Origin of the sequence: Brevundimonas sp., assembly GCF_036659295.1 — a bacterium.
Classification (GTDB): domain Bacteria; phylum Pseudomonadota; class Alphaproteobacteria; order Caulobacterales; family Caulobacteraceae; genus Brevundimonas.
In genome coordinates, this window is sequence record NZ_JAVXCU010000008.1 from 30,709 (window position 1) to 57,571 (window position 26,863).

General features: G+C 62.0%; 28 protein-coding genes. 10 read left to right on the forward strand and 18 right to left on the reverse strand.

The window, feature by feature from the left end; genetic code table 11:
- On the forward strand, positions 1-324 hold a 324-nt coding region (locus tag RSB01_RS03095; RefSeq protein ID WP_332625068.1), incomplete at its 5' end, for an SDR family oxidoreductase.
- On the opposite strand, the gene RSB01_RS03100 is transcribed toward RSB01_RS03095, so the two are convergent.
- Positions 321-734: a VOC family protein gene (locus RSB01_RS03100; RefSeq protein ID WP_332591469.1), complete on the reverse strand. Its 414-nt coding sequence runs from the start codon at positions 732-734 to the stop codon at positions 321-323. The two genes, RSB01_RS03095 and RSB01_RS03100, sit on opposite strands and share 4 nt — an antisense overlap.
- Positions 735-803: 69 nt before the next feature.
- Between RSB01_RS03100 and RSB01_RS03105 the strand changes: the two genes are divergently transcribed.
- Positions 804-1,964: a benzoate/H(+) symporter BenE family transporter gene (locus tag RSB01_RS03105; RefSeq protein WP_332591468.1), complete on the forward strand. Its 1,161-nt coding sequence runs from the start codon at positions 804-806 to the stop codon at positions 1,962-1,964.
- A 96-nt stretch (positions 1,965-2,060) separates the two neighbouring features.
- A complete protein-coding gene (locus tag RSB01_RS03110) occupies positions 2,061-2,234 on the forward strand; it encodes a DUF1508 domain-containing protein (protein WP_121481893.1) in 174 nt (57 codons plus the stop codon).
- A 60-nt stretch (positions 2,235-2,294) separates the two neighbouring features.
- Here the strand turns inward: RSB01_RS03110 and rimM are convergent, their stop codons facing one another.
- From rimM to RSB01_RS03135, 5 genes are all read right to left on the reverse strand, one after another.
- A complete protein-coding gene (rimM, locus tag RSB01_RS03115; protein ID WP_332591467.1) occupies positions 2,295-2,819 on the reverse strand; it encodes a ribosome maturation factor RimM in 525 nt (174 codons plus the stop codon).
- A gap of 96 nt (positions 2,820-2,915) precedes the next feature.
- The gene (gene rpsP, locus RSB01_RS03120) at positions 2,916-3,389 is read right to left on the reverse strand and encodes a 30S ribosomal protein S16 (RefSeq protein WP_332591466.1); all 474 of its coding nucleotides are present in this window, start codon (positions 3,387-3,389) and stop codon (positions 2,916-2,918) included.
- A 30-nt stretch (positions 3,390-3,419) separates the two neighbouring features.
- Positions 3,420-4,940: a signal recognition particle protein gene (gene ffh / locus RSB01_RS03125; RefSeq protein ID WP_332591465.1), complete on the reverse strand. Its 1,521-nt coding sequence runs from the start codon at positions 4,938-4,940 to the stop codon at positions 3,420-3,422.
- A 310-nt stretch (positions 4,941-5,250) separates the two neighbouring features.
- A complete protein-coding gene (locus tag RSB01_RS03130; RefSeq protein WP_332619382.1) occupies positions 5,251-6,216 on the reverse strand; it encodes a magnesium and cobalt transport protein CorA in 966 nt (321 codons plus the stop codon).
- A gap of 143 nt (positions 6,217-6,359) precedes the next feature.
- Entirely contained in the window at positions 6,360-8,531 is a 2,172-nt protein-coding gene (locus RSB01_RS03135) for a M3 family metallopeptidase (protein WP_332591640.1), read from the reverse strand.
- Positions 8,532-8,648: 117 nt separating this feature from the next.
- Between RSB01_RS03135 and RSB01_RS03140 the strand changes: the two genes are divergently transcribed.
- Positions 8,649-9,512 (forward strand): glutamate racemase, encoded by an 864-nt coding sequence (locus RSB01_RS03140; protein ID WP_332591639.1) that lies wholly within the window; start codon positions 8,649-8,651, stop codon positions 9,510-9,512.
- Here RSB01_RS03140 and RSB01_RS03145 read toward each other — a convergent pair.
- The gene (locus RSB01_RS03145) at positions 9,509-10,003 is read right to left on the reverse strand and encodes an S-type pyocin family protein (protein WP_332591638.1); all 495 of its coding nucleotides are present in this window, start codon (positions 10,001-10,003) and stop codon (positions 9,509-9,511) included. The genes RSB01_RS03140 and RSB01_RS03145 overlap by 4 nt on opposite strands.
- Before the next feature lie 117 nt (positions 10,004-10,120).
- Between RSB01_RS03145 and coaBC the strand changes: the two genes are divergently transcribed.
- Both coaBC and dut read left to right on the forward strand, forming a co-directional pair.
- Entirely contained in the window at positions 10,121-11,371 is a 1,251-nt protein-coding gene (gene coaBC, locus RSB01_RS03150) for a bifunctional phosphopantothenoylcysteine decarboxylase/phosphopantothenate--cysteine ligase CoaBC (protein WP_332619383.1), read from the forward strand.
- The gene (dut, locus tag RSB01_RS03155; protein ID WP_332589803.1) at positions 11,371-11,820 is read left to right on the forward strand and encodes a dUTP diphosphatase; all 450 of its coding nucleotides are present in this window, start codon (positions 11,371-11,373) and stop codon (positions 11,818-11,820) included. Before coaBC ends, dut begins: the two co-directional genes overlap by 1 nt.
- A gap of 3 nt (positions 11,821-11,823) precedes the next feature.
- Here dut and RSB01_RS03160 read toward each other — a convergent pair whose 3' ends face one another.
- The 4 genes from RSB01_RS03160 to dnaK all read right to left on the reverse strand — a co-directional run bounded on the left by RSB01_RS03160 (position 11,824) and on the right by dnaK (position 16,794).
- Positions 11,824-12,747 carry a DMT family transporter gene (locus RSB01_RS03160; protein ID WP_332589804.1) on the reverse strand — a complete coding sequence of 308 codons (924 nt, stop codon included), beginning with the start codon at positions 12,745-12,747 and terminating at the stop codon, positions 11,824-11,826.
- A gap of 19 nt (positions 12,748-12,766) precedes the next feature.
- Complete coding sequence (gene dapB / locus RSB01_RS03165) at positions 12,767-13,516, reverse strand: 4-hydroxy-tetrahydrodipicolinate reductase (RefSeq protein ID WP_332589805.1); 750 nt, start codon at positions 13,514-13,516, stop codon at positions 12,767-12,769.
- Entirely contained in the window at positions 13,513-14,721 is a 1,209-nt protein-coding gene (gene dnaJ / locus RSB01_RS03170; RefSeq protein WP_332589806.1) for a molecular chaperone DnaJ, read from the reverse strand. Before dnaJ ends, dapB begins: the two co-directional genes overlap by 4 nt.
- A gap of 171 nt (positions 14,722-14,892) precedes the next feature.
- Positions 14,893-16,794 (reverse strand): molecular chaperone DnaK, encoded by a 1,902-nt coding sequence (gene dnaK, locus RSB01_RS03175; RefSeq protein ID WP_332589807.1) that lies wholly within the window; start codon positions 16,792-16,794, stop codon positions 14,893-14,895.
- Positions 16,795-17,109: 315 nt separating this feature from the next.
- Between dnaK and RSB01_RS03180 the strand changes: the two genes are divergently transcribed.
- Together RSB01_RS03180 and RSB01_RS03185 are read left to right on the forward strand one after the other, a co-directional pair.
- Entirely contained in the window at positions 17,110-17,739 is a 630-nt protein-coding gene (locus RSB01_RS03180) for an alpha-ketoglutarate-dependent dioxygenase AlkB (protein WP_332589808.1), read from the forward strand.
- Positions 17,740-17,796: 57 nt separating this feature from the next.
- Complete coding sequence (locus RSB01_RS03185; protein ID WP_332589809.1) at positions 17,797-18,696, forward strand: dienelactone hydrolase family protein; 900 nt, start codon at positions 17,797-17,799, stop codon at positions 18,694-18,696.
- A gap of 62 nt (positions 18,697-18,758) precedes the next feature.
- Here RSB01_RS03185 and grpE read toward each other — a convergent pair whose 3' ends face one another.
- Complete coding sequence (gene grpE, locus RSB01_RS03190; protein ID WP_332589810.1) at positions 18,759-19,373, reverse strand: nucleotide exchange factor GrpE; 615 nt, start codon at positions 19,371-19,373, stop codon at positions 18,759-18,761.
- Positions 19,370-20,452, reverse strand: coding sequence for a heat-inducible transcriptional repressor HrcA (hrcA, locus tag RSB01_RS03195; protein ID WP_332589811.1), 1,083 nt, complete (start codon positions 20,450-20,452; stop codon positions 19,370-19,372). Before hrcA ends, grpE begins: the two co-directional genes overlap by 4 nt.
- A 136-nt stretch (positions 20,453-20,588) precedes the next feature.
- Between hrcA and rph the strand changes: the two genes are divergently transcribed.
- A complete protein-coding gene (gene rph, locus RSB01_RS03200; protein WP_332589812.1) occupies positions 20,589-21,308 on the forward strand; it encodes a ribonuclease PH in 720 nt (239 codons plus the stop codon).
- Positions 21,309-21,411: 103 nt separating this feature from the next.
- Positions 21,412-21,804 (forward strand): hypothetical protein, encoded by a 393-nt coding sequence (locus tag RSB01_RS03205; protein ID WP_332589813.1) that lies wholly within the window; start codon positions 21,412-21,414, stop codon positions 21,802-21,804.
- Between the two features lie 84 nt (positions 21,805-21,888).
- Here the strand turns inward: RSB01_RS03205 and pnp are convergent, their stop codons facing one another.
- From pnp to RSB01_RS03230, 5 genes are all read right to left on the reverse strand, one after another.
- Positions 21,889-24,123: a polyribonucleotide nucleotidyltransferase gene (pnp, locus tag RSB01_RS03210; protein ID WP_332589814.1), complete on the reverse strand. Its 2,235-nt coding sequence runs from the start codon at positions 24,121-24,123 to the stop codon at positions 21,889-21,891.
- A gap of 258 nt (positions 24,124-24,381) precedes the next feature.
- Complete coding sequence (gene rpsO, locus RSB01_RS03215) at positions 24,382-24,651, reverse strand: 30S ribosomal protein S15 (RefSeq protein WP_332589815.1); 270 nt, start codon at positions 24,649-24,651, stop codon at positions 24,382-24,384.
- An 11-nt stretch (positions 24,652-24,662) separates the two neighbouring features.
- On the reverse strand, positions 24,663-25,595 hold the full coding sequence (gene truB, locus RSB01_RS03220; RefSeq protein ID WP_332589816.1) for a tRNA pseudouridine(55) synthase TruB: 933 nt from the start codon (positions 25,593-25,595) through the stop codon (positions 24,663-24,665).
- Complete coding sequence (gene rbfA, locus RSB01_RS03225; protein ID WP_332589817.1) at positions 25,595-26,047, reverse strand: 30S ribosome-binding factor RbfA; 453 nt, start codon at positions 26,045-26,047, stop codon at positions 25,595-25,597. The genes truB and rbfA overlap by 1 nt, the downstream gene beginning before the upstream one ends.
- A gap of 131 nt (positions 26,048-26,178) precedes the next feature.
- On the reverse strand, positions 26,179-26,694 hold the full coding sequence (locus RSB01_RS03230) for a hypothetical protein (protein WP_332589818.1): 516 nt from the start codon (positions 26,692-26,694) through the stop codon (positions 26,179-26,181).
- Between the last annotated feature and the right edge of the window lie 169 nt (positions 26,695-26,863).

Below are 26,863 nucleotides of genomic sequence, written 5' to 3' on the forward strand. Positions count from 1 at the left end.
TACAACACCATGGGTGTGGCCAAGGCCGGTCTGGAAGCCGCCACCCGCTACATCGCCCGCGATCTCGGCCCCAAGAACATCCGCGTCAACGCCATCTCGGCCGGTGCCATGCGCACCCTGTCGCTGGCCGGTATCTCCGGCGGTCGTGGTCTGCACTCCAAGTCGGCACAGTTCTCGCTGATCAAGGAAGAGACCTCGATGGAGGGCGTCGCCGGTGCGGCCCTGTGGCTGTGCTCGGATCTGGGGCGCTCCACCACGGGTGAAGTGGTTCACGTCGATGCGGGCTTCCACGCTGTGGGCCTGCCGGACGATATGGAAGGCTAAGCCTTCGTTTGTGCTGAGACTCCGCGGCAGCAGGCTTCGATATTGTTGCCGTCGGGGTCCAGCACAAAGGCTCCGTAATAGTCCCCCGCCCCTTCGCGGGGGCCGGGTGCGCCGTGGTCGCGCCCGCCTGCCGCAAGCGCAGCGGCAAAAAAGCGATCAACCATCGCCTTGTCACGCGCCATAAAGGCAATGTGGCTCTGGTTCAGGCCCGCCCTTGATCCCTCGACCCAGTAGGACGGGCGCGTCGTGCCGATCCACAGATAGGGAATGGGCTGTTCGGCACTGTGGCCCAGCAAAAACGATTCCGCTGAGTTGCTATGCGTCTGCAGGCCCAGCGCCTCGGCGACCGCATCGTAAAAACGTCGTGCTGCCGTCAGGTCGGATACAATAATCCCTGTATGGTCAAACATCGTGTCTTGCTGCGGGTTTAAACGCAGCCTCCTCTTTCAGCATCTGCGTTCTCAGCCTAAGCCTTAAGGATGAGATCGTCACATCTGCCACCGCCAGCCTCGTTTTCTGCCGCTCTGGTGGCAACCATTATCGGTTTTGGAGGGACGGTCGCGCTTGTCGTTCAGGCGGGACAGGCGCTCGGGGCCAGCCCGTCGCAGATTATCTCAATGCTGGCAGCACTGGCCATCGGCATTGGTGCGACAGGAGCGGTGCTCAGCTGGCGACTGAAGATGCCTGTCGTGCTGGCATGGTCCACGCCCGGTGCGGCGCTGTTGGCCGCAACCACCGCCGGTTATGACTGGGCGACCGCCGTGGGGGCCTTTGTGCTGGCCGGTCTGATGATGGTGCTGACGGGCCTGATCCCCGTGCTTGGACGGCTGGCGGGACGCATTCCGTCCGGTATTGCGGCGGGCATGCTGGCGGGCGTTTTGCTGCCCTTCTGTCTGAAACTGTTTCAGGCCTTGCCGCTGGATATGGTTCTGATCGCCAGTCTGGTGGCGGTATTTCTGGGCTTTCGGCGGCTGGCTCCGGTCTGGGCCGTGCCTGCGGTTCTGGTCGTTGCCTTTACGGTTCTGGCCGTTCGTGGACAACTGGCCCTGCCGCTGGACAATGGCCTGTTTACCCGTCTTGACCCGACCATGCCGCATCTGGACTGGAAGGCAGCCATCGGGCTGGCTGTGCCGCTTTATCTGGTGACACTGGCCTCGCAGAACCTGCCCGGTCTGGTGGTTTTGAAAAATGCCGGTTACGCGCCGCCCGCCAATAGGCTGATCTTCTGGGGGGGGCTGACCAGCACCCTGATGGCCCCTTTTGGGGCGCACGGGGTCAATCTGGCCGCGATCACCGCCGCCATCTGTACCGATGCCGATGCGCATCCCGATGCCGCCCAGCGCTGGAAGGTCGGGGTGATATATGGCCTGCTCTATCTGTGTGTGGCCGCCTTTATACCGCCGCTGGCGCAGTTGTTCATGGATATGCCGCCGCATATTCTGGCCAGCATTACGGGCCTTGCTCTGATCGCCCCGCTGACGGGGGCCCTGATCACCGTCTTTACCCACGAGAAGGGCCGCGAGGCCGCAATCCTGACCTTTGTGGCCACGGCCTCGGGTTTGGCTCTGTTCGGCGTGGGGTCGGCCTTCTGGGGGCTTGTTGCCGGTTTTGCTGCCCTACTGGTGCTGCGCCGGAACTAGGCCCGCCTTGCGCTTTTACATTTACAGGCTTTCGCCCTTTGCAGACGCATGGCAGCTTGGCATTTGACCAATCACGGTTCAGTCAGCGAGGCGACTATGGCTCACAAGTTTGAAGTCTATCAGGACAAGGCGGGCGAGTTCCGCGTCCGTTTCAAATACAATTCCGAGATCATCTTCTCGACCGAGGGTTATTCGGACAAGTCCGGTGCCAAGCGCGCGATTGAATCGATCAAGAAACACGTCGGCGACGCTCCGATCGAAGAAGTCTGAGCCACCGGTAACAGAACAGAAAAAGGGGCGGTGGATCACATCCACCGCCCCTTTTTTTATTTAGTCTTCGTCGCGTTCGCTGGTCTCGTTCGGGGGAATAATCCGCAGCCAGCCCTCGGAGACTTTGATCTCCGGCGTGGCGGCCTTGGTGAACGGCAGATACCAGGTCGGGCCACCCTCGGCCGGGGTGATTTCCAGCATGTCGTCGGCGCCGAAATTCTGGACGGACTTGACCTTGCCCAGCACCTTGTCATCGGCATCGCGGCCTTCGAGGCCGACCAGATCGGTCAGGTAGAACTCGTCCTCGTCCGGTTCCGGAAGCTGGTCGCGGTGGATATAGAGCTTGCGGCCACGGGCGGCGTCGGCCTCTTCCTTGGTCGTCAGCTCTTTGACCTTGGCCACCAGACCATGTTTGTCGGGACGTGCCGACAGAATGGTCAGCGCCGGATGACCCTTGGCATCCAGCAGCGGGGAATAGGCCTTCAAAGCCTGTGCGTCGGCGGTATAGGCGGTGATCTTCACCTCGCCCTTCACACCGAAGGCGCCACCGATCTGGGCCACCAGAATATAGTTGTCGTCGCTCAAGTCGGGCTCCTTCTCTGCTTGGTCCCTGATAGCAGAAAAGCAGCGCCCTTGCGGACGCTGCCTTCCTTCAAGCACAGGGTTTGACCTGTGAAAGACTTAGGCCTCGGTTGCTTCTTCAGCAGCGGCTTCAACCGGTGCTTCTTCAGCGGCCGGAGCAGCAGCGGCGGCAGCGGCAGCAGCTTCTGCATCAGCCTTGGCAGCAGCTTCAGCTTCTGCACGGTCAGCTTCGCGTTGAGCGCGTTCAGCGACGCGTTCTTGAGCCTTCTTGCCCGGGGTACCCTTGTTCGGGTTGTTGCCCTGGACCCACTTGACCTTTTCGCCAAGCACTTCGTTTTGCGACAGGAAGCGAGCGACGCGGTCGGTCGGCTGAGCGCCCTTGACCAGCCATTCGCTGATGCGTTCGACCTTCAGGGTCACGCGCGGGGTCGCGCCGTCCTTCGGCAGCATCGGGTTGTAGGTGCCAACGCGCTCGAGGAACTTGCCGTCGCGCGGTGCACGGGCGTCAGCAACGACGATGTAGTAGTAAGGACGCTTCTTGGAGCCACCACGGGCCAGACGGATCTTCAGCATTTTAAGTCTCTTTCTAGGAAAGCTTGATCGTTATTTTTTGGGGAAGCCCGGCAGGCCCGGAAGCCCCCCGGGAAGTTGTCCGCCGCCCAGACCCGCCATGCGGTCCTGAAGGGCTTTCAATTCGTCACCGCTAGGCTCGGCCATCTTGCCGCCGCCCAGGGATTTCAGTCGGGTCATGTCGGGGCCACCGCCGCCCATGCCGGGCAGTCCGCCCATCATGGCCGCCATTTTCTGCAGGTTCTTGCCACCGCCCTTGGACAGCGACTTGACCATGTCGGACATCTGGCGGTGCTGTTTCAGCAGACGGTTGATGTCCTGCACGTCGACACCGGCGCCGGCCGCGATGCGCTTTTTACGGCTGGCATTCAGCAGGTCGGGTTTTTTGCGCTCTTGCTTGGTCATCGACGAGATGAGGGCCAGCTGGCGATCGATCAGCTTGTCCGAGACATTGTTGTCGGCCATCTGGTTCTTCAGCTTGGCGACACCCGGAAGCAGACCCATAATGCCCTGCAGACCGCCCATCTTCTTCATCTGGTTCAGCTGGCCGGCGAGATCGTCCAGATCAAACTGGCCCTTGGCCAGCTTGCGGGCCATCTTCTCGGCCTTGGCCTGGTCCAGTTCGCCAGCGGCTTTTTCGACCAGCGCAACAATGTCGCCCTGACCGAGGATACGACCGGCCACGCGGCGGGCATCAAAGGCATCAAGCGCGTCGACTTTTTCACCGGCACCGAGATATTTGATCGGCAGACCGGTAACGGCGCGCATGGACAGCATGGCACCGCCACGACCGTCACCGTCGGCGCGGGTCAGGATCAGACCCGTCAGCGGCAGGCGCTCGTTAAAGGCAGCCGCCGTGCGAACGGCGTCCTGACCGGTCAGGCTGTCGGCAACCAGAAGCGTTTCGACCGGCTTGGCGATGTCGGCCACTTCGGCGACTTCGTTCATCAGGCCTTCGTCGAGCGTGATGCGACCGGCGGTGTCGAGGATCAGGACATCAAAGCCCTGAAGCTTGGCCGATTGCAGGGCGCGGCGCGTGATCTGGACAGCGCTTTCGCCCGCCACGATCGGCAGGGTCGCAACCTCGATCTGCTGGCCCAGCGTGGCCAGCTGTTCCATAGCGGCCGGACGACGGGTGTCCAGCGACGCCATCATCACCTTTTTGCGGTCGAACTTGGTCAGACGCAGGGCCAGCTTGGCCGAGGTGGTGGTCTTACCCGAGCCTTGCAGACCGGCCATCAGGATGACCGCAGGCGGGGTGGCATTGATATTCAGCGGGACCGGCTCTTCGCCGCCCAGCATGTCAACGAGGCCGTCATAGACGATCTTGATGACCTGATCGGCGGGCTTCACCGAACGGATGACTTCCTCGCCCGTCGCCTGTTCCTTGGCGCGGCTGATGAAGTCCTTGACGACCGGCAGAGCGACGTCGGCTTCGAGCAGGGCCACGCGAACTTCGCGCAGGGCCTCTTCGACATCTTTAGCGGACAGCGCACCGCGACCGGTAATCCGGTCAAATACACCTGTCAGCCGCTCGTTCAGAGCATCAAACATTCAAAACCTCAAATCCGTGGCGGTCGTGAAGATCGGCTCCATACGACAACGGCCTCTGTGGACGTAACACGTCGACAGAGGGTTCTCGCCTACCTCGTTCTTTATTGAGAGGGCTACCGGCCGGTCGGCCTACTTGAGCCCGATTAGGGGCACCAAGAACAGTGGCACACTCTGCTATAAAGCTGACGTGTAGGTGGAGACGCGAGGTTCACTTGCGCCGGAAGAGGGTGCTTATGGCCTAATCGAAAGCAAATGTCGAATCCCTGTGGACGAAAAAACCATACGGGGCCTACGAAAACCCGCGCTGCGATCAGAGCCAGCGCGAGCGTTTGAACAGCGCATAAAGCCCGCCGCAAATGACGACCATCAGGGCCAGCGCGAACGGATAGCCGAAGCTCCATTCCAGTTCGGGCATGTGCGCGAAATTCATGCCGTAAATACCGGCAATGGCGGTGGGGGTGGCGAGGATCGCCGCCCATGCGGCCAGTTTGCGCGTGATGACACCCTGACGCTGCTGCTCCAGCAGGTTGGAGACCTCGAACACCGAAGAGACAATGTCGCGCAGACCCGCCGCACGGCTGGAAACCCGCCGTACATGGTCGGCCACATCACGGAAATAGGGCCGTACATCCTTGTCGATGGGCGGAAGCTCCAGCACATGCAGCTTGGTGGCGACGTCCTCCATCGGCCCCAGCAGGCGGCTGAAGCGCACCAGTTGGCGGCGCAGGTGGAACAGGCGGGTAATGTCGGCCCGCGACAGGAAGCGGTCCAGCGCCACCTGCTCCATTTCCAGAACACTGTCCTCGATGGCATCGATGATCGGCATATAGGCGTCGACGATGAAATCCAGCACGCCATGCACGATCAGGTCGGGCCCGTGTCGCAACTGGACCGGCGAGGCCTCAAGTTGTGCGCGCAAGGGCGTATGGCCGCGTGCCGAGCCGTGGCGAATGGTGATGACGTGGTCCGCACCGACAAACAGGTGCGTCTCGCCATACAGGATCTGGTCGCCCTTGCCTTCGGCAGTGCGGGCCACGATGAACAACTCGCTGCCATAGACTTCCAGCTTGGGAATCTGGTGCGCCATCAGCGCATCCTCGACCGCCAGAGGGTGCAGGCCAAAGCGTTCGACGAGGGCTGAAAACTCTTCGTCGGTGGGTTCGTAAAGGCCGATCCACAGGAACTCGCCCTTGGCCAGCGTCAGCCCTTCGCGCGTCAGCGAGGCTTCGCGCACCCGTTTGCCATCGCGGTACACATAGGCAGCAACAACGCTCACACGCCCCTCCTCACGAACCCCACGGACTGCGCCCGTTATCCTGCATACGCCACCGTTCCGAAAACAGAAACGGCTGGCGGAGAAATCCGCCAGCCGCTGGACCGGAAGCCGCAAGGCCTCCGTTCGCTTTTCTGTTCCCGACCTTAGTTGGTTGGGAAGCCGCGTACCTTCAGCAGGGCGGCCACGTCCGGGTTGCGGCCACGGAAGCGACGATAGGCTTCGGCGCGGTCCGTGGTGTTGCCTTCGGCCAGGATGATGGCCTTGTAGCGGGCACCGATGTCCGGATTGAACACGTCGCCGGACTCTTCGAAATAGGCCCAGGTATCGGCGTCCATCACTTCCGACCACAGGTAGGAGTAATAGCCCGCCGAATAGGCGTCCGAAGTGAACAGGTGGTTGAACTGCGGCAGACGGTGACGCATCACGATCTCCTTGGGCATGCCGTAGCGGGCCAGGGAGTCACGCTCGAAGGCGTCGATATCGGTCGGCGGGGTGGTCTGGGTGTGCAGGTCCATATCGACCAGTGCCGACGACAGGTAGGACACCGTCGTATAGCCCTGGTTGAAGGTTGCAGCGGCTTCGACCTTGGCCACCAGTTCCTGCGGCATCGGCTGGCCGGTTTCGACGTGCTTGAGGAAGCGGTCGATGATCGGACGGGTCAGCACCCAGTGCTCGTGAACCTGCGACGGGTACTCGACATAGTCGCGCGGCGTACCGGCCAGAGCCGGATACTTAACCTGCGACGACAGCGAGTGCAGGGCGTGACCGAACTCGTGGAACAGGGTCTCGGCATCGTCCAGCGAGATCAGCAGGGCACCGTTCGGCGCCTTGATGAAGTTGTTGTTGTTCGAGGCCAGAACATTCTTCACGCCGTCATAGGTCGAATAGCCACGATAGCTGGTGGCCCATGCGCCCGAGCGCTTGCCCGAACGGGCGAAGTCATCCGAATAGAACAGGCCGACGCTCGAACCGTCCGACTTGTTGCGCACTTCGAACACTTCGACGTCCGGATGGAAGACCGGCACCGAACCGTCGGTGATCTTGTGGAAGGTGAAGCCGTACAGGCGCTCGGCCATGTAGAAGGCACCCTGCTTCACATTGCCCAGCACGAGGTAGTTTTTCAGCTCGTTCTGGTCGAGGTCGTACTTGGCCTTACGGACCTTCTCTGCATAGTACAGATAGTCCCACGGCTCGATGTCGTGACCGGCGATTGCCTTCATGTCGGCGACTTCTTCGACCACGCGGGCCTTGGCCGGAGCCCAGACGCGGTTCATCAGCTCCATAGCCGCCGCAGGGGTCTTGGCCATGGTGTCCTGCATGCGCCATTCGGCATGGTTCACAAAGCCGAGCAGCTTGGCGCGTTGCTGACGCAGGGCGACGATCTGGGCGATTGTCGCATTGGTGTCATTGGCATCGCCATTGTCGCCACGGTTGACGAAGGCGCGCCAGACTTTTTCGCGCATGGCGCGGTTATCACCAAACGCCAGGAACGGATCGACGCTGGAACGGGTGTTGGTGATGGCCCAACCGGTCAGGTTGTTAGCGCGAGCAGCCGCCGCAGCCGCAGCCTTGTCGCCCGTCGACAGACCCGCCATTTCGGCTTCGTTGGTGACGTGGATCCAGGTCTTTTCGTCTTCGACGACCTTTTGGCCGAAGGTGGTGAAGGCGTTGGACAGGGCCGTGTTGATCTGGCCCAGCTCGGCCTTGCCCGCTGCGTTCAGAGCCGCGCCGTTACGCACAAAGGCGTCGCGCGAACGCTCAGCGATGCGGGTTTGCTCGGCGCTAAGACCGGCAGCCGCCGCCGTATCGGCCACATGCTTGATGCGGGCGAACAGGGCTTCGTTAAAGGTGGTCTCGTCGCTGGCCGCCGACAGCAGCGGCGACATTTCGCGCTCCAGCGTGCGGAACTCGGCCGAACCGATGTTCGAGGTCATCACACCGAACAGGGCCATGGAGCGGCCCAGCGGCTCGCCGGCCATCTGCATGGCGACCGAGGTATTGGCGAAGGTCGCCGGCTCGGGGTTGTTGGCGATGGCGTTGATTTCGGCGCGGCGCAGGTCTATGGCCTCGAGGATGGCTTCGCGCAGCTTAGGCGCGGTGACCTTGTCCCACGGCGGAACGCCTTCATACGGGCCGGTCCAGACCTGCAGCAGTTCGGCCTTAGGGGCCGTCGCCGGCAGAACCGCGCGGGCAATGGCGGCTTCGTTAGCTGTGGTCACGGTGTTCATCACCCCACCCAGATCAGCACCCGTTGCGGCACAGCCGCTCAGTGCAAACAGGCTCGCGCCCCCGATAAGAAGATGGCGTCTATGCATCCGGTCACTCCCAACCTGATAAATCCGTCACCAATGTTGCATGCAACTCTGGTGTTTCCGGCCTTGGTGTAATGCGAAGTGATGGACGGCGAAACCCTTGAGGGCTAAAGGCCGCATATGGCGATAGGCGTTTTTGACTCCGGCGTGGGCGGTTTGACCGTTCACCGTGAACTTGTTTCGCGCTTTCCAGAGCGTGATTTCATCTATCTGGGCGATCAGGCCCACGCCCCGTATGGCGGGCGTGATGGCGAGGATATCGTCAACCTGACGCGCGCGGGTTGCGAGACCCTGTTCCGTGCGGGGGCCTCGGTTGTGGTGCTGGCGTGCAATACCGCCTCGGCCATTGCCCTGCGCCGTTTGCAACAGACGTGGATTCCGGCCTTTTCCAAGGAAATGGGCCGCCCGCTGAACGTGCTGGGCATTATCGTGCCGACCATCGAAGCGGCCACCGGCCTGCCCTGGTCTTTTGAAGCCGAGCGCGAAGGCCGTCTGGAAGGCCACAAAAAAGAATCTATCGATATCACCGGCGTGTTCTGCACCGCCGCGACGGCCATGAGCCGTGTCTATGAAATCGAAATCGACAAGCGCCGCGAGGATTTGGCCGTCTTTACCGAGGCATGTCCGGGTCTGGCGGGCCTGATCGAGCTGGGTGCGCCGGAAGACGAGCTGCGCGTGGTTGTGCGCGACCATGTCGATGCCCTGCGCCGCCGCATCGGCCGCCACCCTGACAAGGCGATCTTGGGCTGCACCCATTATGAAATCGTCGCCGACCTGTTTGCCGGGGCCCTGCCCGACGGTGTGCAGGTCATCAGCCAGCCCAAGGCTGTGGCCGATGCGCTGGAACGCTATTTCGACCGCCATCCGGAATATGATCTGGGTAACAGCCAGCGCCGCGATTTCCTGACCACCGGCCAGCCCGGCCCGCAGTCGGACCTGATCGCCCAGTTCTGGGGTGCGCCGCTGAGCTTTAGCGCCGCCTAACCGCCAAAGCCGGAGGCACCGGATTTCTGGCGGGCCCAGTAGTCGCCACCGCTGGACGGCTTGAACATGGTTCGCACCACGCCGCGCTTGTCCACAACGGCAAAGGTGTTGGTGCGCGCCTGATAGATCAGCACATCGCCATTGGGCCGCGAGACCTTTTCGGCATCGGCTGGCGGGCGGCTGGTAAAGGCCTTGGCCTTGGCCAGATAATCCTCGGCACTGGTGGCCGCGAAGTCAGGTCCATTGCGTTCGAACAGGCGTATCGCCTTGGCATCTGCGCTCTCGCGGCGGTTTGAGGTCAGGACACCTGCGGCCTGAACGGGTGGCCCGCTGCTTTCAAGGGGCAGGCTCGCCGCCGGTTGCGGGGATAGAGCCTGCGCGGGTGCAGCTTGAGACTGTTCACGCGGACGGGTTTGCACCGCCGAGCCGCCATTGTCGCAGGCGGCCAGACCCGCCATGAGCGCCAAAAGCAATCCTGTGCGCTTTTTCATCCAAGCCTCCATTTGGATAACGTTGATATTCAATAAGCGCACATCGTTCTTTATGGCAACGCTTGTGGCATTAGCGACGTCTCGACGCGGTCATCATTGCCGGATAAACCTGTGCTTATGAGCCAGACCTCCCTTATCGGCCCCTCCCTGTCCGGTCGCCGGATTCTGTTGATTATTGGCGGCGGTATTGCGGCCTATAAATCGCTGGAACTGATCCGCCTGATCACCAAGTCAGGCGGCGAGGTGATGACCGTGCTGACCCGTGCGGGTGCCGAGTTTGTCACCCCCATGACGCTGGCGGCCCTCAGCGGCCATCCGGTGCGGCAAGACCTGTTCATGCCCGAGGACGAGACGGCCATGGGCCATATCGAACTGTCGCGCTGGGCCGATCTGGTTGTGGTGGCCCCTGCCACAGCCGGACTGATTGCCAAGGCCGCCAACGGGATGGCCGACGATCTGGCCTCGACCACCCTTTTGGCCACCGACAAGAAGACCCTGTGGGCCCCCGCCATGAATGTGCGCATGTGGGAACATCCTGCGGTTCAGGCCAATGTCGCAACGCTCAAAAGCTTTACCGGCTTCCAGCGCGCCGCCTTTGTCGGTCCCGACGAGGGTATCATGGCGTGCGACGAGTTCGGACTTGGCCGCATGGCCGAACCCGAAGCGATTTTCAAAGCCATTGCCGCCGAACTGGACCCTGCTGCGCGCCCGCTGTCGGGACGCAAGGTGGTGATTACGGCAGGCCCCACCTTTGAGGCCATTGATCCGGTGCGCGGGCTGACCAACCGGTCCAGCGGCAAACAGGGCTATGCCATTGCCCAGGCGCTGGCCGATCTGGGAGCCGAGGTGACCCTGGTGTCCGGCCCTGTGTTTCTGGATGCCCCGCAGGGTGTGCGCCGTATCAATGTCGAGGCGGCCACCGAGATGCAGGCGGCGGTCGAGGCCGAAATGGCCGCCCACAGCGTCGATGTCGCCATTATGAGCGCCGCCGTGGCCGACTGGCGCGTCGACAATGTCGCCACCGGAAAGATCAAGAAGGCGCCCGGCGGGGCCCCTGCCCTGCATCTGATCGAGAACCCCGACATTCTGGCCGCCGTGTCCAAATCGGGTCCGTTGCGTCCCAAACTGGTGATCGGATTTGCTGCCGAAACCTCGGACCTCGAGGCTAATGCCCGCGCCAAGCTGTCGCGCAAGGGATGTGACTGGATCGTCGGCAATGATGTCAGTCAGGATGTTTTCGGCTCTGATGCCAATGCCGTCATCCTGTTTACCCGCGACAGTGCCGAAAGCTGGGAACGCCAGTCCAAGCGCGATATTGCCCGTCGCCTCGCCCAACATATCACCCGCCATTTCAAGGCCCATCCGTAATGACCACCTTGCGTATCTCGCCCCTGCCCCATGCCGAAGGTCTGGCCATGCCAGCCTATGAAACACCGGGGTCGGCCGGAATGGACCTGCGGGCGGCCATTGGCGAGGACGAGGTGCTGACCTTGCAACCCGGTGCACGGGCGCTGGTGCCGACCGGCCTGAAGATCGCGCTGGAACAGGGTTTCGAGGCGCAGGTACGGCCGCGTTCGGGTCTGGCGCTGAAGCACGGCATCACCACGCTGAACTCGCCCGGCACCATCGACAGCGACTATCGCGGCGAACTGGGCGTTATCCTGATCAATCACGGCCAGCAGGCTTTCGAGATCAAGCGCGGCGAGCGTATCGCCCAGATGGTCATTGCCCGTCACGAACAGGCTGTGATTTCCGTCGTGTCCTCTCTGGACGAGACGGAGCGTGGTGAAGGCGGCTTTGGCTCTACCGGCCGATAAGGCCTAGACGCTGGATGTGGGGGCTGGCGGTGTAATCTCGCGCCGCAGCACCCGCTCGCGCCACGCCGTATAAAGACCGCTGGCCGCGATCAGGGCCGCGCCGCACAGGGTGGCAAAGGTGGGCACGTCGCTCATCATCACCCAGCCCAGCACCAGCGCTCCGCCCATTTGCAGATAGTCCAGCGGGGCCAGCACCGATACCGGCGCATGTTGCAGGGACGTGGTCATCAGCAGTTGCGCCACCCCCCCTGCAAGTCCTCCCATGGCCAGAATGGCAAAGACGGTCAGCGTATGGCTGTGGCTGTCGAACAGTGAATAGATACCGCCCGCCAACGCGCAGGCGACAAAGAACCAGAACACTATCGAGGTCACGCTCTCGGTCTTGCCCAACTGGCGCAAGGTCACGGTGACGGAGGCTGCGATAAAGGCTCCACCCAGCGCGAACAGCAGGCCGCCCAGTGGCGGTGCGCCCTCCAGCCCCGGTCGCATCACCACCACCACACCGAGGAAACCCAGCGCAATGGCGGCCCAGCGGTGATGTCCGACCTTTTCCTTGAGGAAAACGATCGACAACAGGGTGGCAAAGATCGGCGCGGTAAAGCCGATGGTGATGGCATCGGCCAGCGTCAGATGGCGCAGGCCCTCGAAGATCAAAAAGATGCCCGACACACCCAACGCACAGCGCCAGACATGAACCATGGGGCGTTTGGTCTTGATCGCATCAAGACCGGTGCCTTTGCTCATGATCCACAAAATAACCACCGGCAGCCCGAACAGGGAGCGGTAGAAGACCATCTCGCCTGCAGACACAGGTTCCAGATCGGCCGCCCATTTCATAGAGGCGGTCATCAATGAAAAACTGAGAGCGGAAAACACTCTCAGCATCATGCCGTAACTGGTGCCCTGCGGGCGGGTCTGGCGGATCATGCTCTGGGCTTAGGCCGGATCAGGCCTGACGGAAACCCAGAACATCCTGCATGTCGTAAAGACCGGCGGGACGCGAACGCACCCACGCCGCTGCCGCGACCGCGCCCTTGGCAAACAGGCTGCGATCAATGGCCGAATGCGACAGGGTCAGCACTTCGTCATCGGAAGCAAACATCACCGAATGCTCGCCGATAATACCGCCGCCACGAATGACGGAAAACCCGATATTGCCGGCCTCGCGCGGGTCTTGGACGCCGTCATAGGGTTTGGTGCGCACATCGACCAGATCCACATGACGGCCCTCGGCTGCGGCCTCGCCCAGCATCAGGGCGGTGCCCGAGGGGCTGTCCACCTTGCGGCGGTGATGGGCCTCGGTGATCTCGATATCCCAGTCCGTGCCATCCAGACGCTGGGCGGCATTGCGCACCAGACCGATCAGCATGTTCACGCCCAGCGAGAAATTGCCGCTCTTGACGATGGCAATCTTCTCGGCGGCCTGTTCAAGCTCGGCTTCCTGTTCGACGCTGAGACCGGTCGAACCGATCACCAGAGCCGGACCACCGGCGGCGGCGCAGGCCTTGGCCAGTGCCACCGAGGATTCCGGAGTCGAGAAGTCGATAATCACATCGCACAGATGCAGATCGACGGCATCGCCACGGTCAAAGCGGGCCGCGACCACCACATCAGAACGGGCATCCAGAACATTGGAGACCGCACGACCCATGCGACCGCGATAGCCGGAAATACCGGCGTGGAAAATTTCAGTCACGCCGCGTCTTCTTTCGAACCGTCTGTCTCGCCGCCCATCATATCGGCCCAGAAGCGTTTGGCCTTGCCAGCAAAGCTGGTGTTACGCGGGGTTTGTTTCTCGCCCAGAGAATCTGACAGCTCTTGCAGCAGTTCCTTCTGGCGCGCGGTCAGATCGGTCGGGGTTTCGACGAACAGTTCCACCACCAGATCACCGCGGGTGCGGCCGTTCAGGTGCGGCATGCCCTTGCCCTTGATGCGGACGGTCTTGCCCGTCTGCGATCCGGCAGGGACCTCTACGGACTGTCGGCATGCCCCGTCACACGAGGTCGAGACTAGGCACGGGGCCTCGATCGCGCCACCCAGAGCCGCCACGGTCATCGGCACGGGCACAGTGACCAGCAGGTCCAGATTGTCGCGCTCGAACAGTTCGTGGCTCTTGACGGAAATAAACACATAGAGGTCGCCACGCGGGCCGCCGCGTTGTCCGGCCTCGCCTTCGCCCGTCAGGCGGATACGCGAGCCGTCATCGACGCCGGCCGGAATCTTGAGCGACAGGCGGCGGGTGCGGCGCACCTGACCCTGACCACGGCATTCGGGGCAAGGATCGGAAATCATCTCGCCCGAACCGCCACAGCGCGGGCAGGTCCGTTCGACCTGGAAGAAGCCGTTGGCCTGACGCACACGACCAGCGCCACCACAGGTGGAGCAGATGGTCGGCTTGCTGCCCGCCTTGGCACCGGAACCGTCGCACGGTTCGCAGCTCAGTGTGGTCGGGACAGCGATTTCCAGCTCGGCGCCCTGATAGGCCTGCTCGAGCGTGATCTCCATGTCATAGCGCAGGTCCGAGCCACGGCGCGGGCCATGGTTGGCACGGCCACCGCCGCGTCCGCCAAAGGCATCGCCGAACGCGTCGCCAAAGACCTGACTGAAGATGTCGTTGATATCGTGGAAGCCCTGGCCGCCGCCTTGGCCAAACGGGTTGCCGCCACCGGCACCACCGTTCACACCGGCATGGCCGAAACGGTCATAGGCGGCGCGCTTGTCGTCATCCGACAGCACCGAATAGGCTTCGGAAAGTTCTTTGAACAGCGCCACAGATTCCTCGGAGCCGCCGTTGCGGTCTGGGTGGTGCTGCATAGCCAGTTTGCGATACGCAACCTTGAGGCCGGCGGCATCAATCGTCCGCTCGACGCCCAGGATCTCGTAATAGTCACGTTGCGCCATGTGGCGTTCGTCCTCTTACCTTTTCCCGCCACGTTGCAGGTAAAATCAAAAACCTTAACAACGCGGATGACCCGACTGACATTGGAAGCCGGAGCCTGTGATGCAAGTCTTATGAAATGGCCCCGCCTGCCGTCAGGCAAACGGGGCCGCTTCATGTTCTAAAGCCCTGACTTAGGACTTCTTGTCGTCGTCGACCGAAGAAACTTCCTCGAACTCGGCATCGACCACGCCGTCATCTGCCGGTTGTTCGGCAGCGCCAGCATCAGCCTGTTGCGAGGCATACATGGCCTCGCCCAGCTTCATCGCAGCCTGCGACAGAGCATTGGTCTTCTCGCGGATGGCTTCCGGATCGGTGCCTTCCTTGGCCGACTTCAGCTCGTCGACAGCGGTCTGGATGGTGGTCTTGGTGGCTTCGTCCACCTTGTCACCGTGTTCGGCCAGAGCTTTCTCGGTCGAGTGGACCAGAGCGTCGGCCGAGTTGACGGCTTCCACCAGTTCCTTGCGGGCCTTGTCGGCTGCGGCGTTAGCCTCGGCTTCCTTGACCATCTGCTCGATGTCCGCATCCGACAGACCGCCATTGGCCTGAATACGGATCGAGTGCTCCTTGTTCGACGCCTTGTCCTTGGCCGTGACGTGCACGATGCCGTTGGCGTCGATGTCGAAAGCGACCTCGATCTGCGGCATGCCGCGCGGTGCGGGCGGAATGCCCATCAGGTCGAACTGGCCAAGGATCTTGTTGTCCGAAGCCATCGGGCGTTCGCCCTGGAACACGCGGATCGTCACAGCCGACTGGTTGTCTTCGGCGGTCGAGAAGACCTGCGCCTTCTTGGTCGGGATCGTGGTGTTGCGCTCGATCAGCGGGGTGAACACGCCACCCAGAGTCTCGATGCCCAGCGTCAGCGGGGTCACGTCCAGCAGCAGCACGTCCTTGACGTCGCCTTGCAGAACGCCCGCTTGAACAGCCGCACCCAGAGCCACAACCTCGTCAGGGTTCACACCCTTGTGCGGTTCCTTGCCGAAGTATTTCTTCACCGCTTCCTGCACGGCAGGCATGCGGGTCATACCACCGACCAGAACGACTTCGTCGATGTCCGAAGCCTTCAGGCCAGCATCGGCCAGAGCCTTTTTGCACGGCTCGATGGTGCGGGCGACCAGGTCTTCGACCAGGGCTTCCAGCTTGGCACGCGACAGCTTGATGTTCAGGTGCAGCGGGCCCGAAGCGTTCATGGTGATGAACGGAAGGTTGACCTCGTACTGGGTAGTCGAGGACAGTTCCTTCTTGGCCTTTTCGGCCTCTTCTTTCAGGCGCTGCAGGGCCAGCTTGTCGCCGCGCAGGTCGACGCCCTGTTCCTTTTTGAATTCGTCGGCGAGGTAATCGACCAGACGCATGTCGAAGTCTTCACCGCCGAGGAAGGTGTCGCCATTGGTCGACTTCACTTCAAAGACGCCATCGCCGATCTCGAGGATCGAGACGTCGAAGGTACCACCGCCGAGGTCGTAAACGGCGATCTTCTGACCTTCGTTCTTGTCCAGACCATAGGCCAGAGCGGCTGCGGTCGGCTCGTTGATGATGCGCAGGACTTCAAGGCCGGCAACCTTGCCTGCATCCTTGGTGGCCTGACGCTGGGCGTCGTTGAAATAGGCCGGAACGGTGATGACGGCCTGGGTGACGGTTTCACCCAGATAAGCCTCGGCGGCTTCCTTCATCTTAATCAGCGTGTAGGCCGAAATCTGTTGCGGCGAGTAGTCCTTGCCGTGGGCCTTGACCCAGGCGTCGCCGTTCGGGCCCTTCGTGATTTCGAAAGGCACCATCTTCTTGTCCTTGGCGACCACGGGGTCAGCGAAGGTGCGGCCGATCAGGCGCTTGATAGCAAAGAAGGTGTTCGACGGGTTGGTGACAGCCTGACGCTTGGCGGGCTGACCCACCAGAACTTCGCCGCTGTCCTGAATCGCGACCACCGACGGGGTGGTACGGGCGCCTTCAGCGTTTTCGATAACCTTCGGGTTGCTGCCGTCCATGACGGCGACGCACGAGTTGGTGGTACCGAGGTCGATGCCGATAATCTTGGCCATGGCCTTGTTTTACACTCCTTGCGGCGGGCGATGCGGCGGCCTTGATAAAGCGCCGCGCGTGACCGCCCCCATTGGGCTAGAGACGCCGCTCCGGCAAGTCCGGATTGGCGGGTGATTGGGTCAGGGCGCTTCCATCAACAGTTCTGAGAACAGAAACCGTAGCTGGAACCACCCCTTTCGTGATCGGATATGGGAAAGTCCCTAGCCGCTGCAAGGGCTTGTTGCACACTGATTGCGATTTATGTGACTTGTCCGGCATAGCGGCGGGTCCACACAGGCCGCGCACACACCGTTGAGGCGGGCTATAAGGCCTGTATGGCTGATTTTCCATCCCCGCCTGCGCCCGTGCCGACCGGACTGGACGGGTTTTTATTGTGGCCGGAATTGTTGACATTAGAGCAGCAAAAACAAATCGTTGATCATGTACGACAAGCCGTCCGGCTCGCGCCCCTGTATCGGCCGGTCACGCCCGGCGGGCGACCTTTTTCGGTCAGGATGAGCAATTGGGGGCCTTTGGGCTGGGTCTCCGACAAGAACGGCTACCGGTATCAGCCCCTGCACCCGCAAACGAACCAGCCATGGCCCCCACTGCCCGCGCTTTTGCTGGATATCTGGCGCGCGACGGCAAACCACCCACGCCTCCCCGATGCCTGTTTGATTAATTTCTATGATGCCGAGGCCAGAATGGGTCTGCATCAGGACAAGGACGAAGCGGATTTTTCTGCGCCCGTCTTGTCAATCTCGCTGGGGGACAGTGCGATCTTCCGTTACGCGCCTGCCGGTGATGGCCCCAGTCGTACCGTCAAACTGTCTTCGGGGGATGTCTGCGTGCTGGGCGGCAAGGCGCGACTGGCTCGTCACGGGATCGACCGTATTCTCGACGGTACGTCACAACTGCTGCCGCGTGGCGGGCGGATCAACCTGACGATGCGGGTGGCGCAATAGGGTTTGCCGTGTCCTGCGCTTCGTGTTCACACTGGAGGCTGCAGGGAGGACACCACCATGACCATCATCACCGGCCCCGAAGGTTTAAGCCCCGACCAGATCCGGCCCAGCCGCCGCAGTCTGGGCGTACTGGTGGCCGCAGGGGCCAGCTTTGCCGCCTATGCCCCCGCCGCGCTGGGTCAGGACGTCAGCCCGATCCACACCACGGACGAAGGTCTGGTCACATCGCAAGTGTCCTATCCTTCGGCAGAGGGTTTTGCGCTTCCCGCCTATGTGGCGCGGCCCGCCGGAAATGGCCCCTACCCTGTTGTGATCGTGGTGTCGGAGATTTTCGGCATCCACGAATATATCCGCGACACCTGCCGCAGACTGGCCCATGCGGGCTATGTCGCCATCGCGCCCGCCTTTTTCGTGCGCGCGGGTGATCCCGCACCGCTGTCGGACATGCAGGCCGTCATGGCCATTGTCGCACAGGCTGGGTACGAACAGGTCATGGGTGACATCCAGGCCAGTCTGGACTGGCTGGCGACACAGCCTTTTGCCGACAGTTCCAAGGTCGGCATTACCGGCTTTTGCTGGGGTGGCAAGGTGGTGTGGCAAGCTGCCGCCCGCTTTGCGCCCATCAAGGCCGGTGTAGCCTGGTATGGCCGCCTAAGCCCCGCCGCCACGGCCACCGAGGCGCAGGTTGAGGGTGGTCGGCCATGGCCGATTGATCTGGCCGGTGATCTGAAATCACCCGTCATCGGTCTTTATGGCGATCAGGACGGCGGCATTCCCAATAATACGGTGCGGGCCATGAATGATGCCTTGGGCGAGGCGGGCCAGACCGATAGCCACATCACCCTGTTCGAGGGGGCCCCGCACGGCTTCCACGCCGATTACCGGCCCATGTATCGCAAGCAGGCCGCCGAAGCGGGCCAGCAGATGATGCTCAGCCATTTCAAACGCTGGCTCTGACGTCAAAAAGGCCCGCATCCGGTAAGGACAGCGGGCCTTTCTTAATCCAGACGCCGAAAGCCTCAGGCTTTTTCGTCGAGGTTCTCGCCGGTGCGGTTGGAACCGCCCGTATAGCCCGCACCCGAACCCTTGGCGGCCACAACCACCATGGCGGCACGAACAGTGCGGCCAAACAGGGCATAGCCCGGCTGCAGGGTCATGATGACCGAACCGCCCGGCACTGTGTCCGAAGGCTGTTCCATCATGGCCTGATGCAGGTGCGGGTCGAACACCTCGCCGGCCTCGGGGGCCACGCGCACAAGGTTATTGTTCTCGAAGGCCGTCAGCAGCGATTTCTGTACCAGTTCCAGACCGGTCACCAGACTGGCGGTTGCACCGTCCGTTTCCTTGGGCGCAGCCTGCAAGGCACGCTCGAGGTTGTCGGCAACGCCCAGCAGATCCTTGGCAAAGCGCTGGATCGCATAGGCGCGGGCATCATTGGCCTGGGTTTCGGCACGGCGCTTGGTGTTTTCAACCTCTGCCGTCGCGCGCAGGGCGCGGTCGCGCCACTGGTCGCGCTCGGCAATCAGGGCATCAACAACTTCCATACCTTCGTCATTGGCCATCTCGACAGCATCAGCAGCTTCGTTGATGTCCTGCTCGAGTTGGTCCCGGGTCTCTTCGTTATGATCCGTCACGTTTCCTGTCCGTCCAGAATCCGCCCGAGCACCCTGGCGGTATAGTCCACCAACGGAATGACACGGGCATAGTTCAGTCGTGCGGGTCCTATCACGCCTATCGCGCCAAGGACACGCTGTCTGCCCGACATATAGGGTGCCGCGATCACTGCGGAACCCGATAATGAAAATAGTCTTGTTTCCGCACCGATATAGATGCGTACGCCCTGCGCCTCGCCGACATCGTCCAGCAGGCCGATAAGCTGCTCTTTTTGCTCCAGATCGTCGAACAGGACACGCACCCGTTCCAGATCTTCGCTGGCACGGGCATCCTGAAGCAGATTGCCGCGCCCGCGCACGATCAAACTGCGGTCGCGCTCCCCGGCACCGGTCCATGCGGCCAGACCCTGCTCCACCAGACGGGCTGCGGCCTCGTCCAGATCACGGCGCGCCGTATCCACCTCGGTACGCATTTCCTGACGGGCATCGACCAAGGAGCGTCCCTTCAGCCGATGGTTCAGAAAATTGGAGGCTTCCTGAAGGGTCGAGGGGGTTACACCGGCGCTAAGCGGCATCAGGCGGTTTTCCACCGTGCCGTCATCGGCCACCAGAACCGCCAGCGCCTGATCGCTGCCCAGCGCGACAAACTCGACATGGCGCACGCCCGCCTCGCGTACCGGCGAGGCGACAATCCCTGCCCCGCCCGCCAAGCCAGACAGCAGAGACGATGCCGTCTCCAAAGCTTCTTCGACATTGGCACCGTGGCTGTGGCCCATTCCAGCCAGACGGGTATCGATTTCGCGCCGTTCCTCCTGACCGATATCACCCACTTCCAGAAGACCATCGACAAACAGGCGAAGCCCCGCATGGGTCGGCGCACGGCCCGCAGACGTATGCGGCGAAGCCAGAAGCCCCGCCAGTGTCAGCTGCTGCATGGTGTTGCGGATCGAGGCCGAAGACAGTTGCACCCCTGCCTTCTGGATCGCGTGCGACCCCACCGGCTCGCCCGTTTCCAGATAGGTTTCAACCACACGCCGGAAGATATCGCGGGCGCGGGTATCAAGGGTGGCAAGACCCGCAGACGGGTAAAGCAGGCTCATGGGCAAGGCACCACGGTTGAAACAATGCGCACAAATGCGCGGGCGGCATGGACGCGCCCCTTCTTATTCAGGATAAGCAGGCATCACCGCCGCGCAAGGCGCTGCATCCCTATAACTGCAATCTTCGAGGCTCCCCATGCGTCCATCCGAGCGCACCCCCGACCAGATGCGTCATGTGACGCTGGAAACCGGCGTCACCCGCTATGCCGAAGGCTCGTGCATGGTCAGCTTTGGCCATACCAAGGTGCTGGTCACCGCCTCGGTCGATGAAAAAGTCCCCGGCTGGATGCGTAATTCCGGCAAGGGCTGGGTGACGGCTGAATACGGCATGCTGCCGCGCGCCACCCATACCCGTGGTCGCCGCGAGGCCGCCGCCGGCAAGCAGTCGGGCCGCACGCAGGAAATCCAGCGCCTGATCGGCCGCTCCTTGCGCGCCGTGGTGGATCTGGAAAAACTGGGTGAGCGCCAGATTGTCATCGACTGTGACGTCATTCAGGCCGATGGCGGCACCCGCACCGCCTCGATCACCGGTGCCTATGTGGCTCTGGCCATCGCCGTGAAGGGTCTGGTCGAAAAGGGGGTCATCAGCGAAAACCCGATCGTCGATCAGGTGGCCGCAGTATCGTGCGGTATCTTCAATGACGTCGCCGTTCTGGACCTTGATTACGACGAGGATTCCACCGCCGAGGCCGACAGCAACTATGTGCTGACCGGCGATGGCAACATTGTCGAGATCCAAGCGACCGGCGAAAAGCGCGGCTTCTCGCGCGGCGAGTTCGACCAGTTGTTCGCCTTGGCCGAAAAGGGCTGTGTCGAGTTGTTCGAGCTGCAAAAAGCGGCAGTCGCTGCGGCCTGATAGACCAGAATGCGGGGCCGGCTTCTTTGGCCCCGCATTCACTTTTTTCGGAACCGGCTCCATACGCCGGAGCTTCCTTAGGATGACCCAAGGAGGAAACTGTATGGCTTACAAGATGCGTAGCCTGTGGCTCGCCGCGGCCCTGATCGTGCCCCTGGCGGCCTGTAATCCGGCCAGCCCCCCTTCTGATCCCACGCCCGTCCCTGTGGTTCCCCCCACAACGCCCGCCTCGGCCTCTGTGGCGGCGACCGTGGCGGTGCAAGCCGCCAATCCCGATCTGTCACCGCAGGGCCAGCCGCTGGAACAGCCGATCAGCTGCCGCGAGGAACTGGGTGATCCTGCCGCCAAACGGCTGGTTGAACGCTGCATCGCCGTTAGCCCCGCCACGCGCCCGCCCTGTAACGCGGCGAACCCCTGCATGATGATTCAAGACGAGATCAAACGCGGTTGCGATTTCTTTGGTCCCGACGAGAAGCCCGCAGAGTGTTCCGCCTAGAGCCTGCACCTTGAAGCTACCCACAAAGAAAAACCCCGCCGGATTGCTCCGGCGGGGTTCTTTATTCAGCGCGAGGGCTAAATATTAGTCGCGACGCGGACGGCGCGGGCCGCGATCGCGGTCACCACCTTCACGCTTCGGACGACCGCCGGTGTCTTCCGACAGCGGGCCTTCGCCACGCTCGGCGCGCTCGGCATTGATCTTGTCCGTCAGGTCTTCACCCGTGGCCTGATCAACAACCTTCATCGACAGCTTGGTCTTGCCGCGATCGTCGAAGCCGAGGAATTTGACCTTGACCTCTTGGCCTTCGGACACGACGTCAGCCGGATTGGCAACGCGTTCCAGAGCCATTTGCGACACGTGAACCAGACCGTCACGGGCACCGAAGAAGTTCACGAAGGCACCGAAGTCGACAACCTTCACAACCTTACCGGTGTAGATGGTGCCCAGTTCCGGCTCTGCGGCGATGGAGTTGATCCAGTCGCGTGCAGCTTCGATCTTTTCTTGTTCGTTGGCAGCGATCTTGATCGTGCCATCGTCGGCGATGTCAATCTTGGCGCCGGTCTTTTCCACGATCTCGCGGATGACCTTGCCGCCCGAACCGATCACTTCGCGGATCTTGTCGACAGCGATCTTGATCGACTCGATCTTCGGAGCGAACTCGCCCAGCTCGGTGCGCGGTGCGTCCATGGCCTTCGACATTTCGTCGAGGATGTGCAGACGACCGGCCGAAGCCTGCGTCAGGGCCTGCTCCATGATCTCCTTGGTGATGCCAGCGACCTTGATGTCCATCTGCAGGCTGGTGATGCCTTCCGACGTACCGGCAACCTTGAAGTCCATGTCGCCCAGGTGATCTTCGTCACCCAGGATGTCCGACAGAATGGCGAACTCGCCCGACGGCTCCAGGATCAGACCCATGGCGATACCCGACACCGGACGGATCAGCGGAACGCCCGCATCCATCAGGGCCAGCGACGAACCGCAGACGGTTGCCATCGAGGACGAGCCGTTCGACTCGGTGATCTCGGACACCAGACGGATGGTGTACGGGAAGTCTTCCTTGGCCGGCAGCATCGGACGGATGGCGCGCCATGCCAGCTTGCCGTGACCGATTTCGCGGCGACCCGGCGAGCCCATGCGGCCAGCTTCACCTACCGAGTATGGCGGGAAGTTGTAGTGCAGCAGGAAGCTTTCTTTGTAGGTGCCGGTCAGGCTGTCGATGTACTGCTCGTCTTCGCCGGTGCCGAGGGTGGCAACGACCAGAGCTTGAGTTTCACCGCGCGTGAACAGCGACGAACCGTGGGTGCGCGGCAGGACGCCGACTTCCGACACGATGGCGCGGACCTTATCCAGAGCGCGGCCGTCAACACGGTGTGCGTTCTCGATGATGTCGCGACGCAGGACGTCGGCTTCACATTCCTTGAAGGCCGCCGAGAATTTGGACGAGTCAACGCCGTCCGGGTTCTCTTCGGTCTTCAGCAGAGCTTCGGCAGCCTTCTTCTTGGCTGCGTCAACGCCCGAGCGACGCTCGTACTTGCCCGGATGCGCATAGGCAGCCTTGATGTCTTCGCCGACCAGTTTCTTGATCGAGGCGACGACGTCCGAATGGTCTTCGGCCTGGAAGTCGAACGGCTCCTTGGCAGCGTGCTCGGCCAGTTCGATGATGGCGTCGATGACCGGCTGCATGCCCGCATGGGCAAACATCAGGGCTTCGAGCATCTTCTCTTCCGAAAGCTCCTTGGCTTCGGATTCGACCATCATCAGAGCGTCCGAGGTACCAGCGACCACCAGATCGAGGTCCGAAACCGCAGTCTGTTCGGTGGTCGGGTTCAGAACCAGCTCACCGTCGATCATGGCAACGCGAGCGGCGCCGATCGGACCCATGAACGGTACACCCGAAATGGTCAGAGCAGCCGAAGCGGCGACCATGCCCAGGATGTCCGGATCGTTTTCAAGGTCGTGCTGCAGAACGGTGATGACGACCTGCGTCTCGTTCTTGAAGCCCTTGACGAACAGCGGACGGATCGGACGGTCGATCAGGCGCGAAACCAGGGTTTCTTTTTCCGACGGACGGCCTTCACGCTTGAAGTAGCCACCCGGGATCTTGCCGGCTGCGAAAGTCTTTTCTTGGTAGTTTACGGTCAGCGGGAAGAAGTCGAGACCCGGCTTCGGCTGACGGCCATAAACGACGGTGGCCAGAACAACGGTCTCGCCGTAGGTCGCCAGCACAGCACCGTCAGCCTGACGGGCGATGCGACCGGTTTCCAGCGTCAGCGGGCGGCCTGCCCACTCGATCGTCTTACGTTTGATGTCGAACATATTTCTTCTTTCGTCTCCCGCGGGCGTATTCCCGTCGGGGGTGTGCGGAGCCTCAGGGCGTTCAGTCCTTCGGTCCCCGTTTTATCCGGTGATGCCTTCACCGCCGGATGGTGAAAAGGGCCATGATTTCGGCCCCCGCTTCGGTTGCGCCGTGACGTCCCGCGGCGCTCGGGAAAACTTGCATACTAGAAAGCGGAACGAGGCGCGGACGAAACCGCCCGCGCCTCGTGGAATTATCCGATCCGCAACCGGGGCGCCTTAACGACGCAGGCCCAGCTTGGCAATCAGCGCCACGTAACGGGCGTTGTCTACCTTGATCAGGTGGTCGAGCAGACGACGACGCTGCGAGACCATCTTCAGAAGGCCGCGACGCGAGTGGTTGTCTTTTTTGTGGGTCTTGAAGTGCTCGGTCAGGTTGGCAATGCGAACCGACAGGATTGCAACTTGCACTTCAGCCGAACCGGTGTCGCCTTGCGAGCGAGCGTTTTCAGCAATGACTTCAGCTTTACGGGTAGCCGTGATCGACATCGTAGTCTCCGTTATTGGAGGTTAAAAACACGGTCAGGTTCTAGCCGACCGGCCTTGAGGCTGCAGAGCGCCACCAGCGTTTCGCCCTCGAAAGCCGAGACCAGCGTCGAACCGGTTTGAAGCCGGTCCTGAAGCTGCTCAACCTGTACGGGAAGCAGAACGATGGGACGTCCCTGCCTCAAAGAGAAGGCTTCCTGTTCCGTCACGGCCAAATCCGGGATGTCGTCCAGAGCGGTCGCAACAGGCAGTAGGCCTTCCGAGGCGCGGCCCTTATGCGCCAAATCCTCGAGAAAATCCAGTGTGACGGCGTTCTGTACGCAAAACGGTCCCACCATCTCGCGTCTCAGAACCGAAACATGCCCCTCTGCCCCGAGAACCGCAGCAAGATCACGCGCCAGCGAGCGGACATAGACGCCCTTGCCCGTACGCATGGTGATCTCGACATGGTCTTCGTCAGGCACGTCGGTGACCGCCGCCTCGTGGATGGTTACACGGCGAGATTGAAGTTCAACTTCAACACCTTCGCGGGCCAGATCATAGGCGCGCTCGCCGTTCACACGGATGGCGGAGAAGATGGGCGGCACCTGGTCGATGTCACCGACAAACTGCGGCAGAGCGGCTTTCACCTGTTCAACGGTCGGGCGCACATCGGAACGGCCAATGACCTGTCCCTCGCGGTCGATACTGTCGGTCGAGATGCCCCAATGGATGACGAAGCGATAAATCTTCTGCGCCTCCATCATAAAAGGCACCGTCTTGGTCGCCTCGCCCAGAGCAATCGGCAGGATGCCGGAAGCCAGCGGGTCCAGCGTCCCCGCATGACCGGCCTTCTGGGCGTTGAACAGACGGCGTACCTTGGTGACAGCCTCGGTCGAGCCCATCTCGTAGGGCTTGTCCAGACATACCCAACCGTTGACGAGATCGCCCTTCTTGCGGCGGGCCATCAGTCTTCCTGAGCGTCGTCTGTACGCTGCAGGTCGGCCTGAATGCGCGGGTCCATAAACAGACGGTCCATATAGTCGGCCGTCTTGAAGCTCTTGTCGTGCAAGAAGCGCAGTTCGGGCGTGTACTTCATGTCGATGCGGCGGCCCAGCAGGCCGCGCACGAATTTGGAATGCTCGTTCAGGGCCTTGGCGACATCGTCTTCCAGACCGGCCGTGTCGGCGGTTGTGACGCCTGCGCCCAGCGGTTCGACAAATACCGTCGCGTGACGCAGGTCCGGGCTCATACGGACCTCGGTCACGGTCAGCGAAACCCCCATCAGGGTCTCGTCGTGGATTTCGTTTTCACGCAGCACATCGACCAGAGCGTGGCGGATCAGCTCGCCCGCGCGCAACTGGCGCTGGGTCGGGCCTTGCGGGCCACTGGCGTTACGGGTGTGTTGTTTGCGGGCCATGCGACCAGCCTCCTATCGTCTCGCGCCGTCGGGGATCGGACACCGACTGACCAACGCGAAGGGCGCGGTCTAATCTTCTTGTGCGGCCAAGTCCAGTTTGGCCACACCTGTCCTCTGCCCGCCGGTGCGTGTTAGCGGTCCGAAGGCCCCTCGCCGATCGTTGTCGGCAGCGAGGCCCATTCCCCGCGATAGCGGTAACTCAGCTCGACACAGTGGCGGTACTGGCCGTCTTGCCAGCGTCCGACCGCATGTACGGTCAGCGGGTGGCCCGAGCGCACACGGCCCGTCACCAGCCATGTCGCTTCCGCGCCCGGACACAAGGCGTTGGCAAGGGCGCGGCCATCACCTTCCGGCAGGACCCTGTAACCGCTGCCGAGGCGCTCTTCGGCGGGCAGGACACGGCTCAAACCCGAAGGATTGTCGCTCTCGAAGCGGGCCGAGCCACGGCTGCTGGTCGAGAACAGGCCCTTGACGCGGGTTGCGCCAAACATGCCCCGCTCGACCTCCAGCGTAATGCCGCGCGTCAGGGACTGGGTGATACGGTTATCGGCATCATAGGCCAGATAGCGCACACTGGCCTGTGCTGCCGTTGCTGTGGCCATGGCCCCCACCAGCAGCACTGACGCTAGTTTGTTTAGTTTACGCATGTGCGCCTTCTTCGAAAATCGTTACGCAGCCCCGACGCAATCCTACCCCTGCGGGGCCGTTGCGAGAAGTAATGAAAAAGGGCGCGGTGCCTTTCGACACCACGCCCCCGTTTCATTTCCCGTAAGGGACCGGCGAACCCTAGGCCAGGGTGCGCTTGATCTCTTCGAC

Bases quoted from the DNA above. Each gene is read 5' to 3' on its own strand.
- RSB01_RS03100 (WP_332591469.1), bottom strand. From the start codon at position 734: ATGTTTGACCATACAGGGATTATTGTATCCGACCTGACGGCAGCACGA.
- RSB01_RS03105 (WP_332591468.1), top strand. From the start codon at position 804: ATGAGATCGTCACATCTGCCACCGCCAGCCTCGTTTTCTGCCGCTCTG.
- RSB01_RS03110 (WP_121481893.1), top strand. From the start codon at position 2,061: ATGGCTCACAAGTTTGAAGTCTATCAGGACAAGGCGGGCGAGTTCCGC.
- rpsP (WP_332591466.1), bottom strand. From the start codon at position 3,389: ATGCTGAAGATCCGTCTGGCCCGTGGTGGCTCCAAGAAGCGTCCTTAC.
- ffh (WP_332591465.1), bottom strand. From the start codon at position 4,940: ATGTTTGATGCTCTGAACGAGCGGCTGACAGGTGTATTTGACCGGATT.
- RSB01_RS03135 (WP_332591640.1), bottom strand. From the start codon at position 8,531: ATGCATAGACGCCATCTTCTTATCGGGGGCGCGAGCCTGTTTGCACTG.
- RSB01_RS03140 (WP_332591639.1), top strand. From the start codon at position 8,649: ATGGCGATAGGCGTTTTTGACTCCGGCGTGGGCGGTTTGACCGTTCAC.
- RSB01_RS03145 (WP_332591638.1), bottom strand. From the start codon at position 10,003: ATGAAAAAGCGCACAGGATTGCTTTTGGCGCTCATGGCGGGTCTGGCC.
- coaBC (WP_332619383.1), top strand. From the start codon at position 10,121: ATGAGCCAGACCTCCCTTATCGGCCCCTCCCTGTCCGGTCGCCGGATT.
- dut (WP_332589803.1), top strand. From the start codon at position 11,371: ATGACCACCTTGCGTATCTCGCCCCTGCCCCATGCCGAAGGTCTGGCC.
- RSB01_RS03160 (WP_332589804.1), bottom strand. From the start codon at position 12,747: ATGATCCGCCAGACCCGCCCGCAGGGCACCAGTTACGGCATGATGCTG.
- dnaJ (WP_332589806.1), bottom strand. From the start codon at position 14,721: ATGGCGCAACGTGACTATTACGAGATCCTGGGCGTCGAGCGGACGATT.
- dnaK (WP_332589807.1), bottom strand. From the start codon at position 16,794: ATGGCCAAGATTATCGGCATCGACCTCGGTACCACCAACTCGTGCGTC.
- RSB01_RS03180 (WP_332589808.1), top strand. From the start codon at position 17,110: ATGGCTGATTTTCCATCCCCGCCTGCGCCCGTGCCGACCGGACTGGAC.
- RSB01_RS03185 (WP_332589809.1), top strand. From the start codon at position 17,797: ATGACCATCATCACCGGCCCCGAAGGTTTAAGCCCCGACCAGATCCGG.
- hrcA (WP_332589811.1), bottom strand. From the start codon at position 20,452: ATGAGCCTGCTTTACCCGTCTGCGGGTCTTGCCACCCTTGATACCCGC.
- rph (WP_332589812.1), top strand. From the start codon at position 20,589: ATGCGTCCATCCGAGCGCACCCCCGACCAGATGCGTCATGTGACGCTG.
- RSB01_RS03205 (WP_332589813.1), top strand. From the start codon at position 21,412: ATGGCTTACAAGATGCGTAGCCTGTGGCTCGCCGCGGCCCTGATCGTG.
- pnp (WP_332589814.1), bottom strand. From the start codon at position 24,123: ATGTTCGACATCAAACGTAAGACGATCGAGTGGGCAGGCCGCCCGCTG.
- rpsO (WP_332589815.1), bottom strand. From the start codon at position 24,651: ATGTCGATCACGGCTACCCGTAAAGCTGAAGTCATTGCTGAAAACGCT.
- truB (WP_332589816.1), bottom strand. From the start codon at position 25,595: ATGGCCCGCCGCAAGAAGGGCGATCTCGTCAACGGTTGGGTATGTCTG.
- rbfA (WP_332589817.1), bottom strand. From the start codon at position 26,047: ATGGCCCGCAAACAACACACCCGTAACGCCAGTGGCCCGCAAGGCCCG.
- RSB01_RS03230 (WP_332589818.1), bottom strand. From the start codon at position 26,694: ATGCGTAAACTAAACAAACTAGCGTCAGTGCTGCTGGTGGGGGCCATG.